The sequence below is a fragment of the Phytopseudomonas dryadis genome (genome assembly GCF_004327355.1).
Taxonomy (GTDB): domain Bacteria; phylum Pseudomonadota; class Gammaproteobacteria; order Pseudomonadales; family Pseudomonadaceae; genus Aquipseudomonas; species Aquipseudomonas dryadis.
Map to the genome: position 1 here is coordinate 23797 of NZ_QJUM01000021.1, position 13746 is coordinate 37542.

Here is a 13746-nt window from a genome sequence, read left to right on the forward strand (position 1 = left end):
GAATATCGCCTCGCTTTCAACGCATCGCTGCGGTTCGTCCCATCAGCTGGATTAGAATGGCCGGATTCGCCCGCACAGGAATGCCCCATGACCAAGAATCGAGTCGAAGCCGTCGATCGCGCCCTGTCGATCGTCGGCGCCTTCGCCAATGGCCCGAGCCGCCTCAACCTGCGTGACCTGGCCGAGAAGACCGGCCTGTACAAGAGCACCATCCTGCGCCTGTGCGGTTCGCTGGAGCACTTCGGTTACCTGGTGCGCGACGAGCACGGCGCCTTTCGCCTGGGCCCGACCATCGGCCAGCTCGGTTCGCTGTATCGCCGTGAACTTGGCGACCTGATCCGACCGTCGCTGCGACAGTTGGCCGAGGAGCTCAACGAGACAGCGTCCTTCTATGTGCGCGAGGGAGATGTGCGGGTCTGCCTGCTGCGGCAGAACTCCAACCAGGAAATCCGCCATCACCTGGAGGAAGGCGTGCGCCTGCCGCTGCAGCGCGGCGCTGCCGGCCAGGTACTGCTGGCCTTTGCCGGCGAGCAGGGCGAGGTGATGGATCTGATTCGCCAGCGCGGTTATCACCTGTCGCTTGGGGAGCGAGCGCCGGACGTGGCAGCCATCGCGGTGCCGTTGTGCCTGCCCGATGGTTCGTTGCGCGGCGCGCTGTCGGTGTCCGGCCTCAAGAGCCGTTTCGACGAGGCTTTCCAGGCGCGGGCCGTAGAGCGCCTGAAGGAAGAGGCGATCCGCCTGACCCGGCAGATCGCCAACGAGTGACGCGCTTCAGGCCATGCGCCGCAATTGAAGGTGACGGGATCAGACCGGGCAGCCCTTGGCGCGCAGCAGCGCGTCGATGCGTTCCGGATCGGCACTGCCCTGCTGGTTGCTCTGGCGGATGCGCGCCTCCTTGTCGGCATGGGCGAGCACCTCGGGCAACAGGCTGCGCAGGCGTGCGGCGGGAATCGCCACCACGCCATCGGCGTCGCCGAGCATCAGATCGCCCGGCGCCACCATCAACCCGGCACAGGACAGCGGCACGTTGACCTCGCCCGGCCCCTCCTTGCTCGGCCCGCGGTGCACATGGCCCAGGGCGTAGACCGGGATCTCGCCTTCGGCCCACTCGGCGACGTCGCGAACCGCGCCATTGACCACGAAACCGCCGAGGTGCCTGGCCAGTGCCGTGGTCCGCATCAGGCCACCGATCACCGCCTGGGTCAGGTCACCGGCGCCATCGATGACGATCACATCGCCCGGCTCGGCCATGAGCATGGCCTTGTGGATCATAAGGTTGTCGCCGGGGCGCACACGCACGGTCAGCGCCGGGCCGCACATCAGCATGTCCGGCGACCCGTGGTAGGCACGCAGGCCGAGGCCACCGACCGCACGGCCCATGCAGTCGCTGGCGTGGGCGACCGGGACACGGCGAAAGGCTTCGATCAACTCGCGATCGGGCGCAGTGGCACGCGGATTGACGGCGAAGCCGGCGGGCCAGGCAGGGGCAGCGTGACTCATGATGCGAACTCCTCTTGGAACAAGACGTGGGGGTCGATACGGGCGTGGCGTAGCGGCGGCTCGGCCTGCGCGGCCGACGGGGGTACGGGAATCCCCGGTGGGCCGCCTGTAAAGGCGCTCATTCGGCCAGCCCGAATTCCTTGGCCAGTTGCCGATACTCGGCGACCTGGCGCCGGACATAGGCATCCAGCTCATCGCCCTGCAGGGTCAGCGGATAGAGATCGCGGCGCTCGACCTGCTGGCTGAACTCAGCCGACGCGAACAGGCGGGCGAACGCGTCCTGCCACCAGGCGAACGCCTCGTCACTGACCTCCGGGCCCATGTAGAAACCGCGGATGACCGGCCAGGAAACGTCGTAGCCCTGCTCCTTCGCGGTCGGGATCTCGCTCAGCTTGCCCGGCAGGCGCTCGTCGGCGAGCACCGCCAGTACCCGCAGCGTGCCGGCTTCGATCTGCCCGGCCACTTCGCTGGTGGCACCGAACACCACCTCGATGTGGCCGCCCATCAACGCCGTGTAATGGGTGGCACCGCCTTCGAACGGCACGTACCGCAGCGCCCGGGCGTCCACCCCGATCTCCCGCGCCAGCAGCGCAGCGCGCATCCAGCCATGGCTGCCGACCGTACCGCCGGCGCCCATCGGCACCGCGCCCGGGTCCTGTTTCAGCACCTCGACCAGGTCGTCGAGGGTCTTGAAGCGCGAGTCGGCGCGCACCGCCACCAGGCCATAGTCCACGCCCAGGGCCGCCAGCCACTTCACCGCGTTTTCATCGAAGCGGCCGAACTTGCCCTGCGCCAGGTTCATCAGCGAACCACTGGAGAACACCGTGACCAGACCGGGATCGGCTTTTTTCTGCCCGGCGATCACGTTGTAGGCCACCGCCCCCAGGCCGCCCGGCATATAGGTCACGCGCATCGGACTGTTGAGCAGTTTCTGCTCGTTCAGACCGCCCTGCAGCAGCTTGCAGGTGATATCGAAGCCACCTCCCGGACTGCTGGGGGCGATGCATTCGGGGCGACGCGGTGCATCGGCGTGGACACTGGAGACGGCCACCGAGAGGGACAACGCAAACAGAACAGCGAAATGCTTCATGTCGAACACCTTTGTTGTTTTTGTACAGTGAATGCGCATCCGGCGCGGTCATTCCCTGGGTGCATCCGGCGACGCACAACGCCGCCAGAAGCGAAACACGCGCTCGGCGAGAAACACCACCAGCACGAAACGCAGTACCTGGATCGCGGTCACCAGCGCCACCGACTGATTGAGCGCCTCGGCGGTCAGGCTCAGTTCGCTGATGCCGCCGGGCATCATGCCCAGCATGGTCGCGGCCACCGGCAGGCCGCCGAGCTGCGCCAGGCACCAGGCCAGGCCACTGGCGCCGAGCACCATCAATGCGGTGAACGCCAGCACGCGTAGCAGGAAGGCCGGCGCCGAGCGGAAGAACGGGCGATCGAAGTAGCTGCCCAGCGAGCAGCCCATCAGCCATTGCCCCGCCTCGCCGAGCCCGGGCGGCAGGCCGATATGCAGGTCCATCCACACCGCGCAGGTGGCGCAGACCAGCAGCGGCCCGAGCATCCACGGGTTGGGCTGGTGCAGGCGTTGCCAGGCCCAGGCCACCAGGGCGCCGAGCGGCAGCAGCAGCGCCAGCCAGCGCCAGTCCACCGCTGCCGGAGCCGGCGCGCTCGGCGTGGAGATGCCCAGGGTGAACAGCGCCGGGATGCACAGCACGATCAGCACCATGCGCAGGCTCTGCCCGGCCGCCACCCTATCCAGTTGGCCGGCGCCGTGGCGTGCCGCCAGGTTGATCATTTCACTGGCACCACCGGGCATGCTGGCGAAGTACGCCGTGACCGGGTCGTTGCCGCCACGGCGAAAGATCACCACGCCGATCACCGACAGCAGCAGCGTGGCCAGGGCGCAGAGCAGGATCACCAGCGCATGACTGCCGATCTGCTCCACCACCTCGCGGGTGAAGTGCAGGCCCAGGCCGGTGGAGATCAGCCACTGCCCGCACTTGCGCCCATTGGGGATGTCCTCGATGCGCCAGCCACTGCAGCGCACCAGGATCACCGCCAGCATGGCGCCGACGATCCACGGCAGCGGCCAGCCAATCAGGCTCGCCAGCCAGCCACCGAGCAGGCCGACGAAGGGCGTGGCGAACCAGCGCGATCCGCGCATACCGTTACTCGGCCGCAGCCAGGGCGCGGCGGACCTCGCGGCGACGACGCAGGGTGCGCCAGATGGGGAACAGGATCATCCCGGCGATCAGCACCCAGACCACCCAGGTGATCGGGCTGGAAAAGAGGATGCTCAGCTCGCCATTGGAGATCGACAGCGCCCGGCGCAGGTTCTGCTCCATCAGCCCGCCGAGGATGAAGCCGAGCAGGATCGCCGACAGCGGGAAATCCATCTTGCGCAGGATGTAGCCGACCACACCGATGGCGATCATCAGGTACAGGTCGAAGGTGGTGGCGTGCACCGCATAGACGCCGATCGAGGTGATGATGGCGATCACCGGTACCAGCGCCCAGTACGGCACGGCGAGGATCTTGGTGAAGATCTTGATCATCGGTACGTTGATCACGATCAGCATCAGGTTGGCGACGAACAGTGAGGCGATCAGGCCCCAGACGATGTCCGGCTGGTTCTGGAACAGCAGCGGGCCCGGGGTGATGTTGTACAGGGTCAGGGCGCCGAGCATCACCGCGGTGGTGCCGGAGCCGGGCACGCCAAGGGTCAGCATCGGCACCATGGAGCCGCAGGCCGAGGCGCTGTTGGCGGTTTCCGGAGCGGCCAGGCCGCGCAGGTCGCCATCGCCGAACTTGTTGTCCTTGGTGGCCAGGCGCTTCTCGGCCATGTAGGCCACGGCGCTGGCCAGGGTCGCGCCAGCACCGGGCAGGATGCCGAGGAAGAAGCCCAGGGCTCCGGTGCGCAGGTTGGTCGCTAGCACCGAGGCACCTTCCTTGAGGTTGAACAGCATGCGCCCGCCGGCCTCGATGGCTTTCTGGCCATTGTGCGTGCGCTCGAGCAGCACGAGGATTTCGCTGACCGAGAACAGGCCGAGCACCAGCACCACGAACTGGATGCCATCGGCCAGGCCGAGGCTGCCGAAGGTGAAGCGGTACACGCCACTGTTGGAGTCGATGCCGATGCACGACAGCAGCAGGCCGATCAGCGCGGCGATGGCGGTTTTCATCGGCTTGTTGCCGGCCATGCCGGCCAGGCAGACGATGGCGAAGACCATCAGCACGCAGTACTCCGCCGGGCCGAAGGCTACTGCCCAACTGGCCAGCAGCGGGGCGAAGATCACCACGCCGCAGGTGGCCATCAGGCCGCCGACGAAGGAGCTCCAGGCGGAGATCGACAGCGCTACGCCCGCCTTGCCCTGACGCGCCAGCGGGTAGCCGTCGAGGGTGGTCATCACCGCCGAGGCTTCGCCGGGAATGTTCAGCAGGATCGAGGAGATACGGCCGCCGTATTCGCAGCCCAGGTATACGGCAGCGAGCAGGATCAGCGCGCTCTCCGGCGGCAGGCCGAGGGCGAAGGCGATGGGAATCAGCAGCGCCACGCCGTTGATCGGGCCCAGGCCAGGCAACAGGCCGACCACGGTGCCGATCAGGGTGCCGCATAGCGCGGTGAACAGGTTGTAAGGCGTGAGCGCGACGCCGAAGCCCTGCCCCAGATAGCTAAGAGTTTCCATCGATCAGATCTCCAGGAGTTCCAGAACGCCCAAGGGCAGGGGCACGTCGAGCGCGTAATCGAACAGCAGGTAGAGGCCGATCGAGGCGACCACGCCGATCACCGCGCATTGCCACCAACGGGCGCCATACAGGCGGGCGATGAACAAGCCGAACAGCGTGGTGCTGAGCACGAAGCCCAGGTTTTCGAACAGCGCGGCATACACCAGCAGCAGACCGACGCAGGTACAGACCTTGATCAGCATGGGCCGATCCAGCGGCACGTCTTCGTCGTGACCGGGCTGCGCAACCAGGGTGAGCGAAGCCGGTTTGAACAGCAGGTACAGCGCGCCGCCCATGATCAGCACCAGCAACAGCAGCGGATAGGCCCGCGGCCCGACCGGCTCGTAGGAAAACGGTGCCTGGTAACCCCAGGCGACGACGACCAGGCCGACGCAGATCGCCAGCAGGATCGCTCCGAAGATGCGTTGATACATGAAACACCCCTCACGGACGTGGCTTGCGCGTTCCGCTGCAAGAAGGCCGCCCACGGCGACCAGGTTCGCTGGTTACCAGATCGGCAGGCTGTAGCTGACGATCAGACGATGCTCGTCCGCGCCGCGGGTGAAGTTGGCGCGGTGACTGGCATGGCGCCAGCGCACCCCGACGTTCTTCAGCGCACCGCTCTGTACCTTGTATTGCACGTCGATGTTGCGCTCCCACTCGCGACCGTGCTGGTCGCTGCCGGTGACCTGGGCCTGGGAGCCGCTGACGTAGCGGGCCATGAAGGTCAGTCCCGGTACGCCCAGGGCACTGAAGTCGTAGTCGTAGCGCGCCTGCCAGGAGCGTTCTTCGGCCTGGGCGAAATCGTTGAGCTGGAGGAAGTTGACCAGGTAGGGGTCGGAGCCGTCGATGTAGGCGAAACCGGTATCGCCGAACATGCGCTGGTAACCGGCACCGATGCTGTGTCCGGCCTGGCTGTAGGTGAGCATGCCATTGAGCGCGCGATTGTCGACCTCGCCACCGAGGGCGCGGCCCTGGTCGTCACTGATGGACAGGCGCAGGTCGGTCTTCAGCTCGCCCTCGCCCAGCGGCAGCGAATGCTGCAGGCCGAGGAAGTGCTGGTTGTACACATCGTCCAACTGACCGAAGTGGTAGCTGCCGGTCAGCGCCGGGGTGAAACGGTAGTCGGCGCCGGCGAAATCGAAATGTGCCGATTCCGCCGCACCACCGCTGAAACGGCGGTTCTTGTTGTTCAGCGCCAGGCGCTCGGAATGGCTGACATCCCGCGCGGTGACCCGCTGCAGACGACCGAGGTTGAGGGTCAGACCCTCCAGCTCGTTGGCGGTCAGCTGCCCGCCGCGAAACACCTGCGGCAGGATGCGGCCGTCGTTGGGCCGCACGGTGGGCAACCTGGGAATCAGCGTGCCGACCTTCAGCTCGCTCGCGGACAGCCGCACCTTGGCGGTCAGGCCCAGCTTCGAGTATTCGTCCGCGGCGCGGCCGTCATCGTGAGTGGGCAACAGCCCGGTACCCGTGCGCCCGCGCCCCGAATCGAGCTTGAGGCCGAGCATGCCCAGGGCATCCACGCCGAAGCCCAGGGTGCCATCGGTATAGCCGGAACGCAGGTCGAGGATGAATCCCTGAGCCCACTCTTCGCGCTTGGACTGGCCGGCGCCATCGCGGAAGTCGCGGTTGAGGTAGAAATTGCGCAGATCCAGCCTGGCCGAGCTGTCCTCGACGAAAGCGGCCTGGCTCCCCAGGCTGCAGGCCAGCAGCGGGAGCGAGGCACCAATAGCCGCAGCCAGCGGTGCGGAACGGAAAACGGGCATCGACTGCCTCCTTGTTGTTATCGGGTGATACGCCTGCAAGCGTCATCGGCCTGATGACGGCAGGGTTGTTCGTGGCTGAGATCGATAGCGTCCATTACCGACCATTCCTCATCCGCTCCCGCTTGGGGGTCGAATGAGTGGCGGCCACTCACTGCATCAGGCCGAAGTCGCCGGCCAGTTGCTTGTACTCGGCCACCTGTTTCTTCACGTACTCGGTCAGCTCATCGCCGGTCATGGAGAAGGCGTACATTTCCCGCTGGTCGCGCAGCTGGGCGAACGCTTCGGTCTGCATCAGCCGTTCGAAGGAGGCGAGCCACCAGGCGTAATCCTCATCCTTCACTTTCGGCCCCATGAAAAAACCGCGGATCACCGGCCAGGACACCTCATAGCCCTGCTCCTTGGCGGTAGGGATTCCCGCCAGCTTGCCGTCCAGGCGCTCGTCGGCCAGCAACGCCAGCACGCGGACATCGCCCGACTCGACATAAGGCGCGGCCACGGCGATATCGCCGCTGATCACCCCGACATGGCCACCGAGCAAGGCGGTGAATACATCGCCGTTGGTATCGAAGCCGACATAGCGCAGCTTGCGTGGGTCGATGCCGCCGGCACGGCTGAGCAGCGCGGCCTGCATCCAGTGCTGGCTGCCCACCGTACCGGCGGCGCCCAGCGGCGTAACGGCCGGGTTTTCCTTGAGCGCGCCGAGCAGATCGTCGAGGTTCTGGTAGGGGGAATCCTTGCGGACGGCGATCACCCCGTAACTGGCTCCCACGGCGGCGAGCCAGCGCACGTCATTCTCGTCGTAGCGGCCGAACTTGCCCTGCGCCAGGTTGAGCAACGAGCCACTGGAGAACGAGACGATGGCGCCAGCATCGGCAGGACGCTGCGCGACCATGGTGTTGTAGGCCACCGCGCCGATGCCGCCGGGCATGTAGGTGACGCGCATCGGCGCCTTGAGCAGTTCGATGTCCTTGAGGCCGCTTTGCGCGAGCTTGCACGTCAGATCGAAGGCGCCGCCCGGGCTGGAAGGCGCGATGCATTCCGGACGACGTGGCTCGGCCTGCAGGCTGCCGGCGATCAATAGCACGCTCAGCCCCAATGCGTGACGCTTGCTCAAACGCAACATAGGAATTCCTCTTTGTTTTTATTGGGAGTTGCCGGGATGAACATTTCCATTTGTTCTATCAGACAGAACATCGTTCTGATTTATGGACAGATTAAGAAATAAATCGACCGGTGTCCACTTCTCTGTGGCAAAGAAGCGGCGCCTTCGGCGATCGAGGGACGCAGGCGAAAGGAAAAAAACGCTGATCGTTCTGCACGGTGGAACGGCGAGCAGGCAATAAGGTGCGGTAGAGGGCGATGAACAGCCGGGGACCATGTTGACCGAACGGTCACTTTCAGAGCACCGGGCAGCGAGTCCCGACCAGGGAAAACAGGCACTTGCGACCGCTTGTCGGGCGACCCGAATCATCACCAGTCGGTGACAGTCCATCGTGAGCTGACCGCTCTATTTCGGTGCACGCCAGCATTTCAATCGACTGTCTCAACAAGGATCTCGCCATGACACGCAATGGATTAACCTCGAAAACCGCCCTCGCCCTCTGCCTCGCCGGCGCCTCCCATGCCTATGCCGACTCGATCACCGACCCGATCTCCACCATCGGCGTGATCGGTTCGCACAACCAGTACAAGCTGACCGTCGATGATGACAGCGACAAGGAGCGCCTCAACCAGGGCGGCCTGTTCTACAACTTCGGCAACAAGCTGACCGGCCAGGAAGGCTTCATCTACCAGGCCGGTATCGAAGGCCAGTACCGCGACAAGGACGATGTCGAGTACAAATCCGCCCGTGCCGACCTGGACCTGGGTCTGCGCGCGGCCCTGAGCAGCAACAACTATGTCGACCTGATCGTCGGTGGCGGCTACGACTGGGGCCGTATCGAGCAGGATGACATCGGCCCGTTCGACAGCAACGTCAAGCTGACCAGCAAATCGCCGTTCGCCAAGGCCGGCGTGGGCTACAACTACCTGACCCCGGACTACACCGTGCGTCTGGAAGTCGGCGCCCGCTACTCGATCAATTCCGAGGCCCGCCTGAAGGTCGATGGCGACAGCGATTCGGTCGACCTCAAGGACAAGGTCAACCCCTACGGCGAGCTGAGCGTGCTGTGGAACAAGGGCATCAGCAACCTGCCAATCAGCACCAGCCTGTACTACACCCAGACCCGCTACGAGCTGGATAGCAACAGTGCGCTCGCCGAGCGCACCAAGCTCAAGCAGGAACAGGTGGGCCTGAAAGTCGGCCTGGCATTCTAAGCCACCCGCAAAACGTCGAGCGTCCGGCAGTCAGCCCGGGCGCTCGGCGCTCAGGATCAGATCGGCGGCACGTTCGCCGATCATGATGCACGGCGCATTGGTGTTGCCGCTGATCAGCGTCGGCATGATCGAGGCGTCCGCCACCCGCAGGTTGTCCACGCCGCGCACCCTCAGCTCGGGCGTGACCACGGCCATGGCGTCCGTGCCCATCTTGCAGGTACCCACCGGATGGAACACCGTTGCCGCCTGTTCGCGCAGGTGCGCCAGCAGTTGCTCGTCGCTCTGCACCTGCGGCCCCGGCAGCATCTCGGTACCGCGCAAGCCGTCGAACGGCGGCTGGGCGAGGATACGCCGCGCCAGTTTCACCCCCTCCACCAGCACCCGGGCATCCTCGGGATCGTCGAGAAAGTTGAAGTCGATTTCCAGGCTGCGCCCGGGGCCCAGACGCACCTCGCCGACGCTCCCGGGACGCAGCACGCAGGTGTGGATGGCGTAACCGTGGCCCCACTCGAACAGGCGACCGCGATGACTGCGGTAGCCGGGTACGAAGTGCATCTGCACGTCCGGCAGCGCGCCGGCCAGGGGCGTACGGGCGAAGCCGCCGGCCTCGACGTAGTTGGTGGTCAGCCAGCCCATCTTCTGCGCCAGGTACCTGAACGGCGAGGCCAGCACCTTGGGCAGCGAACCCAGGGAGAAGCCCAGTGACAGCGGGCTCTTCGAACGCACGGTGACCAGCCCGTCGATATGATCCTGGAGGTTCTTGCCCACCCCCGGCAGATCGACCTTGCAGGCCACGCCCGCCGCTTCCAGTTCGGCCTGCGGCCCGATACCGGAGTTGAGCAGGATATGCGGCGAGCCCAGGGCACCGGCGCAGAGGATGGTTTCGCGCACGCAGTGCAGGGTGCGCCACTGCCCGGCCTGCTGCAGCTCGAGGCCGCTGACACGCGCGCCGTCGAGGATCAGCCGGCCGACCTGGCAGCCGGTGAGCACCGTGAGATTGGCCCGGTCGCGCAGCGGGTGGACGAAGGCGCGGTAGCTGGACAAGCGTCTGCCGTCCTTCTGCGTCACGTTGTACAGGCCGACCCCCTCCAGGGTGCCGCCATTGAAGTCGTCGTTGCGGCTCAGGCCGAGGCGTTCGCCGGCTCGGATATACACCTCCGACAGCGGATTGGGGTCGCGCGGGCGATCCACCAGCAGTTCGCCCTGGGTGCCGTGGTAGAGCAGCGACTGGCCGAGGCGGTTGCCTTCCGAGCGCTTGAAGTACGGCAGCACGTCCTGCCAGCCCCAGCCGGGACAGCCGGCGGCCTCCCAGCGGTCGTAGTCGCTGGCGTCGCCGCGGATGTAGATCATGCTGTTCATCGCGCTGGAGCCGCCCAGGGCCTTGCCCCGTGGCGTGTGCAGGCTGCGCCCGGCGAGGTTCTTCTGCGGTGCGGAGAAGTAGTTCCAGCTGAACACCCGGCTCTTGTACAGGGTGATGGTACCGGCGGGTGTCTGCACCCGCGGGCTGGCGTCGCTGCCGCCGGCCTCGATCAGGCACACGCGCATGGCCGGGTCGGCGCTCAGTCGGTTGGCCAGCACGCAACCGGCGGAACCGGCACCGACGATCAGGTAATCGAATGTATCGGCCATCAGTGCATCACCTCCAGGTCATCGTGCAGCAGGCCGAGAATGTGCCGCTTCATGCGGATGAACGCCGGCTCCATCACCACATCCAGATTGCGCGGCCGCTCGATGGGCACGTCGAGCACTTCCTTGATCCGTCCCGGGCGCGCGCCCATCACGTAGATGCGGTCGGCCAGCAGGATGGCCTCGTCGATGTCGTGGGTGACGAACACCACGGTCTTCTTGCTGTTGCCCCACACCTGCAGCAGCAGTTGCTGCATCTGCAGGCGGGTCTGGCTGTCCAGGGCGCCGAAGGGTTCGTCCATCAGCAGGATCTGCGGGTCGTTGGCCAGGGCCCGGGCGATCGCCACGCGCTGCATCATGCCGCCGGAAAGCTGCTTGGGGTAATGCCCGGCGAACCTGGCCAGGCCGACCTCGCCCAGGTAGAAGTCGACGATGGTGTTGATCTCGCCACTGGCCAGGCCACGGCGCTTGAGACCGAACTCGATGTTCTGGCGCACGGTCAGCCAGGGGAACAGGGTATAGCCCTGGAACACCATGCCACGGTCGGCACCGGGCCCCTCGACCTTGTTGCCGCCGACGTAGATGTCGCCCTCGCTGGGCTCGCTGAGGCCGGCGGTGAGGTAGAGCAGGCTCGACTTGCCGCAGCCGGAAGGGCCGACGATCACCGCGAACTGCTGATCCGGCACCTCGAAGGAGACGCGGTCCAGGGCGGTGAAGGTTTCCCCCTTGGGCGACTGGTAGCGCAGGCTGACGTTGTCCACGCGCAGGCGCGCGGCCACTTCGGCGTACTCGCTCAATGCCGGCATGATGTAGGGTTTCTTGGCTATTGCGCCCATGCGGTCACCTTCAGGCGGAGCAAACGGAACAGTTGATCGGTGATCAGCCCGAGCAGGCCGATGATGGCGATGGCGAGGAAGATCACGTCGACCTGGAAACCCCGCATGGCCTTGAGGCTGATGTAACCCAGGCCGCTCGATGCGGCGACCAGCTCGGCCACCACCAGGTAGGTCCAGGCCCAGCCCATGGTCACCCGCAGGGTATCGAGGATACCCGGCAGCGAGGCCGGGCCGAGTACGTGCAGCACCACGTCGCGGCGGCTGGCGCCAAGGGTGTAGCTGGCGTTGATCAGATCCTTCTGCACGCCCTTGGAGACGTCGGCGATCATCACCAGTTGCTGGAAGAACACGCCGAAGATGATCACCGCCACGCGCTGCTCCAGGCCGATGCCGATCCACAGGATGAACAGCGGCACGAAGGAGGTCACCGGCAGGTAGCGGATGAAGTTGACCAGCGGCTCGAGCAGCGCCTGGACGATGCGGAAACTGCCCATCAGCAGACCCAGCGGCACCGACACCAGGGCCGAGACGGCGAAGCCGATCAGCACCACCTCCAGGCTGGCCAGCACATGCTTGCCCAGGGTGCCGTCGCCGGCCAGGCGCACGCCGGCGGCGAGCACGTCGCCCGGGGTCGGCAGGAACATCGACGGCACCACGCCGCCATAGGAAAAGCCGGCCCACAGGCCGAGCACCAGCAGCCAGCACAGGGTGCCGGCGCCAAGCACCAGGGCGCCCGGCAGATCGGCTTTCGGCGTCAGACAACGCTGCAGCCAGGATTTTTGCGTGGCCATTCACCACCTCGTGTTGCGGGGTATTGGAAGACGCTGAACGCGCAGTCGGCCCCTCTGTCCCTGGGGCAAGCGCCGTGGGAGGCGCTTCAGCGGCGACGGTCGCGGCTGAAGCCCCTCCCACAGGGCCCGTTCTGCGCAGAAAGGGCGCGAAGGCCTACGGCGTGACGAACGAGGTATCCACCAGATCCTCGTAGCTCACCACGTAGGGCTTGCCCTGCAGGCTGCTCCAGGTTTCATTGGCCAGGCCGATGATGGCGGCGATGTCGCCCGGCTTGCCCGGCGTGCCGAGCAGCTTCTCGCTCATGGCCTGGTCGTAGAACTTCACGCCCTTGGCCGCCTCGGCCAGATCCTCGGGCTTGGACAGGTAACCACCGACGCCCTTGGCCATGATCGCGTAGGCTTGCTCGGGATTCGTCCTGGTGTACTCGACCGCCTTGTACAGGCCGGCGACCAGCGCCTTGACGTCCTCCGGCTGCTGGTCGATGACCTCGCAGGACAGCGCCACCACGTCGACGATCACCCCGGGCGTGGCGCTGCTGTCGACCAGCACCTGGCCGGCGCCCTTCTGCCTGACCGTGGTCAGGTTCGGTTCCCAGGTCACCGCCGCCGGTACGCGCCCGGCGATGAAGGCCGAGGCGGCATCGTCGGCGGTCATGTTCTGCACCTCGATGTCGTCCAGGCTCATGCCCGCCTGCTTGAGCAGGTAGGCCAGCCAGAACTGCGACACCGAGCCCTCGTTGACCGCCACCGACTTGCCCTTGAGATCCTCGATAGCGGTGATGCCCTCGCTCACCACGATGCCGTCGCCGCCATGGGACTCGTCCAGCGCGGCCACCGCCTTGAAGCAGAAATCCTTGGAGCGGTACTTGAGGATCTCGTCGATGGTCGAGGCCGAGCCGGAGAGCTTGCCCGAGGCCTGGGCGGCCATGTACATGGACGCCTCCTCGATTACGCTGAACTCGACGTCCAGGCCATGCTCCTTGAAGTAACCGAGGTCGCGGGCCAGGTACAGGGTGCCGTAGCCGACCCAGGTGGTATGGCCGATGGACAGGCTGCCGGCCTGCGCAGTGGCGGCCGTGCCCGCAGCCAGTGCGCTGCACGCGAAAGTACGGACGATACGGTGGCACAAGGATGGTTTCATGAAGCACTCCCACAGCCTGTTGGCTCGTT

Annotated in this window: 13 protein-coding genes; 2 read left to right on the forward strand and 11 right to left on the reverse strand. The window is 65.9% G+C overall.

Going from position 1 to position 13746, the window contains the following annotated elements; genetic code table 11:
* The first annotated feature begins 87 nt into the window (after positions 1 to 87).
* Complete coding sequence (locus tag DNK34_RS17380; RefSeq protein WP_131175574.1) at positions 88 to 765, forward strand: IclR family transcriptional regulator; 678 nt, start codon at positions 88 to 90, stop codon at positions 763 to 765.
* Between the two features lie 39 nt (positions 766 to 804).
* Here the strand turns inward: DNK34_RS17380 and DNK34_RS17385 are convergent, their stop codons facing one another.
* The 7 genes from DNK34_RS17385 to DNK34_RS17415 form a co-directional block, all read right to left on the reverse strand.
* Entirely contained in the window at positions 805 to 1500 is a 696-nt protein-coding gene (locus DNK34_RS17385) for an RraA family protein (protein ID WP_131175573.1), read from the reverse strand.
* A gap of 118 nt (positions 1501 to 1618) precedes the next feature.
* On the reverse strand, positions 1619 to 2590 hold the full coding sequence (locus tag DNK34_RS17390; protein WP_131175572.1) for a Bug family tripartite tricarboxylate transporter substrate binding protein: 972 nt from the start codon (positions 2588 to 2590) through the stop codon (positions 1619 to 1621).
* Between the two features lie 48 nt (positions 2591 to 2638).
* Positions 2639 to 3676, reverse strand: a complete 1038-nt coding sequence (locus DNK34_RS17395; protein WP_131175571.1) for an AbrB family transcriptional regulator — start codon at positions 3674 to 3676, stop codon at positions 2639 to 2641.
* Between the two features lie 4 nt (positions 3677 to 3680).
* Positions 3681 to 5198 carry a tripartite tricarboxylate transporter permease gene (locus DNK34_RS17400; RefSeq protein ID WP_131175570.1) on the reverse strand — a complete coding sequence of 506 codons (1518 nt, stop codon included), beginning with the start codon at positions 5196 to 5198 and terminating at the stop codon, positions 3681 to 3683.
* A gap of 3 nt (positions 5199 to 5201) precedes the next feature.
* Positions 5202 to 5672, reverse strand: a complete 471-nt coding sequence (locus DNK34_RS17405) for a tripartite tricarboxylate transporter TctB family protein (RefSeq protein WP_131175569.1) — start codon at positions 5670 to 5672, stop codon at positions 5202 to 5204.
* Positions 5673 to 5744: 72 nt separating this feature from the next.
* A complete protein-coding gene (locus DNK34_RS17410) occupies positions 5745 to 7007 on the reverse strand; it encodes an OprD family porin (protein ID WP_131175568.1) in 1263 nt (420 codons plus the stop codon).
* A gap of 148 nt (positions 7008 to 7155) precedes the next feature.
* Positions 7156 to 8130 carry a Bug family tripartite tricarboxylate transporter substrate binding protein gene (locus DNK34_RS17415; RefSeq protein WP_131175567.1) on the reverse strand — a complete coding sequence of 325 codons (975 nt, stop codon included), beginning with the start codon at positions 8128 to 8130 and terminating at the stop codon, positions 7156 to 7158.
* Positions 8131 to 8567: 437 nt separating this feature from the next.
* Between DNK34_RS17415 and DNK34_RS17420 the strand changes: the two genes are divergently transcribed.
* Entirely contained in the window at positions 8568 to 9323 is a 756-nt protein-coding gene (locus DNK34_RS17420; protein ID WP_131175566.1) for an outer membrane beta-barrel protein, read from the forward strand.
* 30 nt (positions 9324 to 9353) lie between these two features.
* On the opposite strand, the gene DNK34_RS17425 is transcribed toward DNK34_RS17420, so the two are convergent.
* The 4 genes from DNK34_RS17425 to DNK34_RS17440 all read right to left on the reverse strand — a co-directional run bounded on the left by DNK34_RS17425 (position 9354) and on the right by DNK34_RS17440 (position 13717).
* Positions 9354 to 10952 (reverse strand): GMC family oxidoreductase, encoded by a 1599-nt coding sequence (locus DNK34_RS17425; RefSeq protein ID WP_131175565.1) that lies wholly within the window; start codon positions 10950 to 10952, stop codon positions 9354 to 9356.
* Positions 10952 to 11785, reverse strand: coding sequence for an ABC transporter ATP-binding protein (locus tag DNK34_RS17430; protein ID WP_131175564.1), 834 nt, complete (start codon positions 11783 to 11785; stop codon positions 10952 to 10954). Before DNK34_RS17430 ends, DNK34_RS17425 begins: the two co-directional genes overlap by 1 nt.
* Positions 11773 to 12576 (reverse strand): ABC transporter permease, encoded by an 804-nt coding sequence (locus DNK34_RS17435; protein ID WP_131175563.1) that lies wholly within the window; start codon positions 12574 to 12576, stop codon positions 11773 to 11775. Before DNK34_RS17435 ends, DNK34_RS17430 begins: the two co-directional genes overlap by 13 nt.
* A gap of 154 nt (positions 12577 to 12730) precedes the next feature.
* Entirely contained in the window at positions 12731 to 13717 is a 987-nt protein-coding gene (locus DNK34_RS17440) for an ABC transporter substrate-binding protein (RefSeq protein ID WP_131175562.1), read from the reverse strand.
* Between the last annotated feature and the right edge of the window lie 29 nt (positions 13718 to 13746).

Excerpts from the sequence above, each read along its gene's own strand:
- DNK34_RS17380 (WP_131175574.1), top strand. The coding sequence starts at position 88 with ATGACCAAGAATCGAGTCGAAGCCGTCGATCGCGCCCTGTCGATCGTC.
- DNK34_RS17385 (WP_131175573.1), bottom strand. The coding sequence starts at position 1,500 with ATGAGTCACGCTGCCCCTGCCTGGCCCGCCGGCTTCGCCGTCAATCCG.
- DNK34_RS17390 (WP_131175572.1), bottom strand. The coding sequence starts at position 2,590 with ATGAAGCATTTCGCTGTTCTGTTTGCGTTGTCCCTCTCGGTGGCCGTC.
- DNK34_RS17395 (WP_131175571.1), bottom strand. The coding sequence starts at position 3,676 with ATGCGCGGATCGCGCTGGTTCGCCACGCCCTTCGTCGGCCTGCTCGGT.
- DNK34_RS17400 (WP_131175570.1), bottom strand. The coding sequence starts at position 5,198 with ATGGAAACTCTTAGCTATCTGGGGCAGGGCTTCGGCGTCGCGCTCACG.
- DNK34_RS17405 (WP_131175569.1), bottom strand. The coding sequence starts at position 5,672 with ATGTATCAACGCATCTTCGGAGCGATCCTGCTGGCGATCTGCGTCGGC.
- DNK34_RS17410 (WP_131175568.1), bottom strand. The coding sequence starts at position 7,007 with ATGCCCGTTTTCCGTTCCGCACCGCTGGCTGCGGCTATTGGTGCCTCG.
- DNK34_RS17415 (WP_131175567.1), bottom strand. The coding sequence starts at position 8,130 with ATGTTGCGTTTGAGCAAGCGTCACGCATTGGGGCTGAGCGTGCTATTG.
- DNK34_RS17420 (WP_131175566.1), top strand. The coding sequence starts at position 8,568 with ATGACACGCAATGGATTAACCTCGAAAACCGCCCTCGCCCTCTGCCTC.
- DNK34_RS17425 (WP_131175565.1), bottom strand. The coding sequence starts at position 10,952 with ATGGCCGATACATTCGATTACCTGATCGTCGGTGCCGGTTCCGCCGGT.
- DNK34_RS17430 (WP_131175564.1), bottom strand. The coding sequence starts at position 11,785 with ATGGGCGCAATAGCCAAGAAACCCTACATCATGCCGGCATTGAGCGAG.
- DNK34_RS17435 (WP_131175563.1), bottom strand. The coding sequence starts at position 12,576 with ATGGCCACGCAAAAATCCTGGCTGCAGCGTTGTCTGACGCCGAAAGCC.
- DNK34_RS17440 (WP_131175562.1), bottom strand. The coding sequence starts at position 13,717 with ATGAAACCATCCTTGTGCCACCGTATCGTCCGTACTTTCGCGTGCAGC.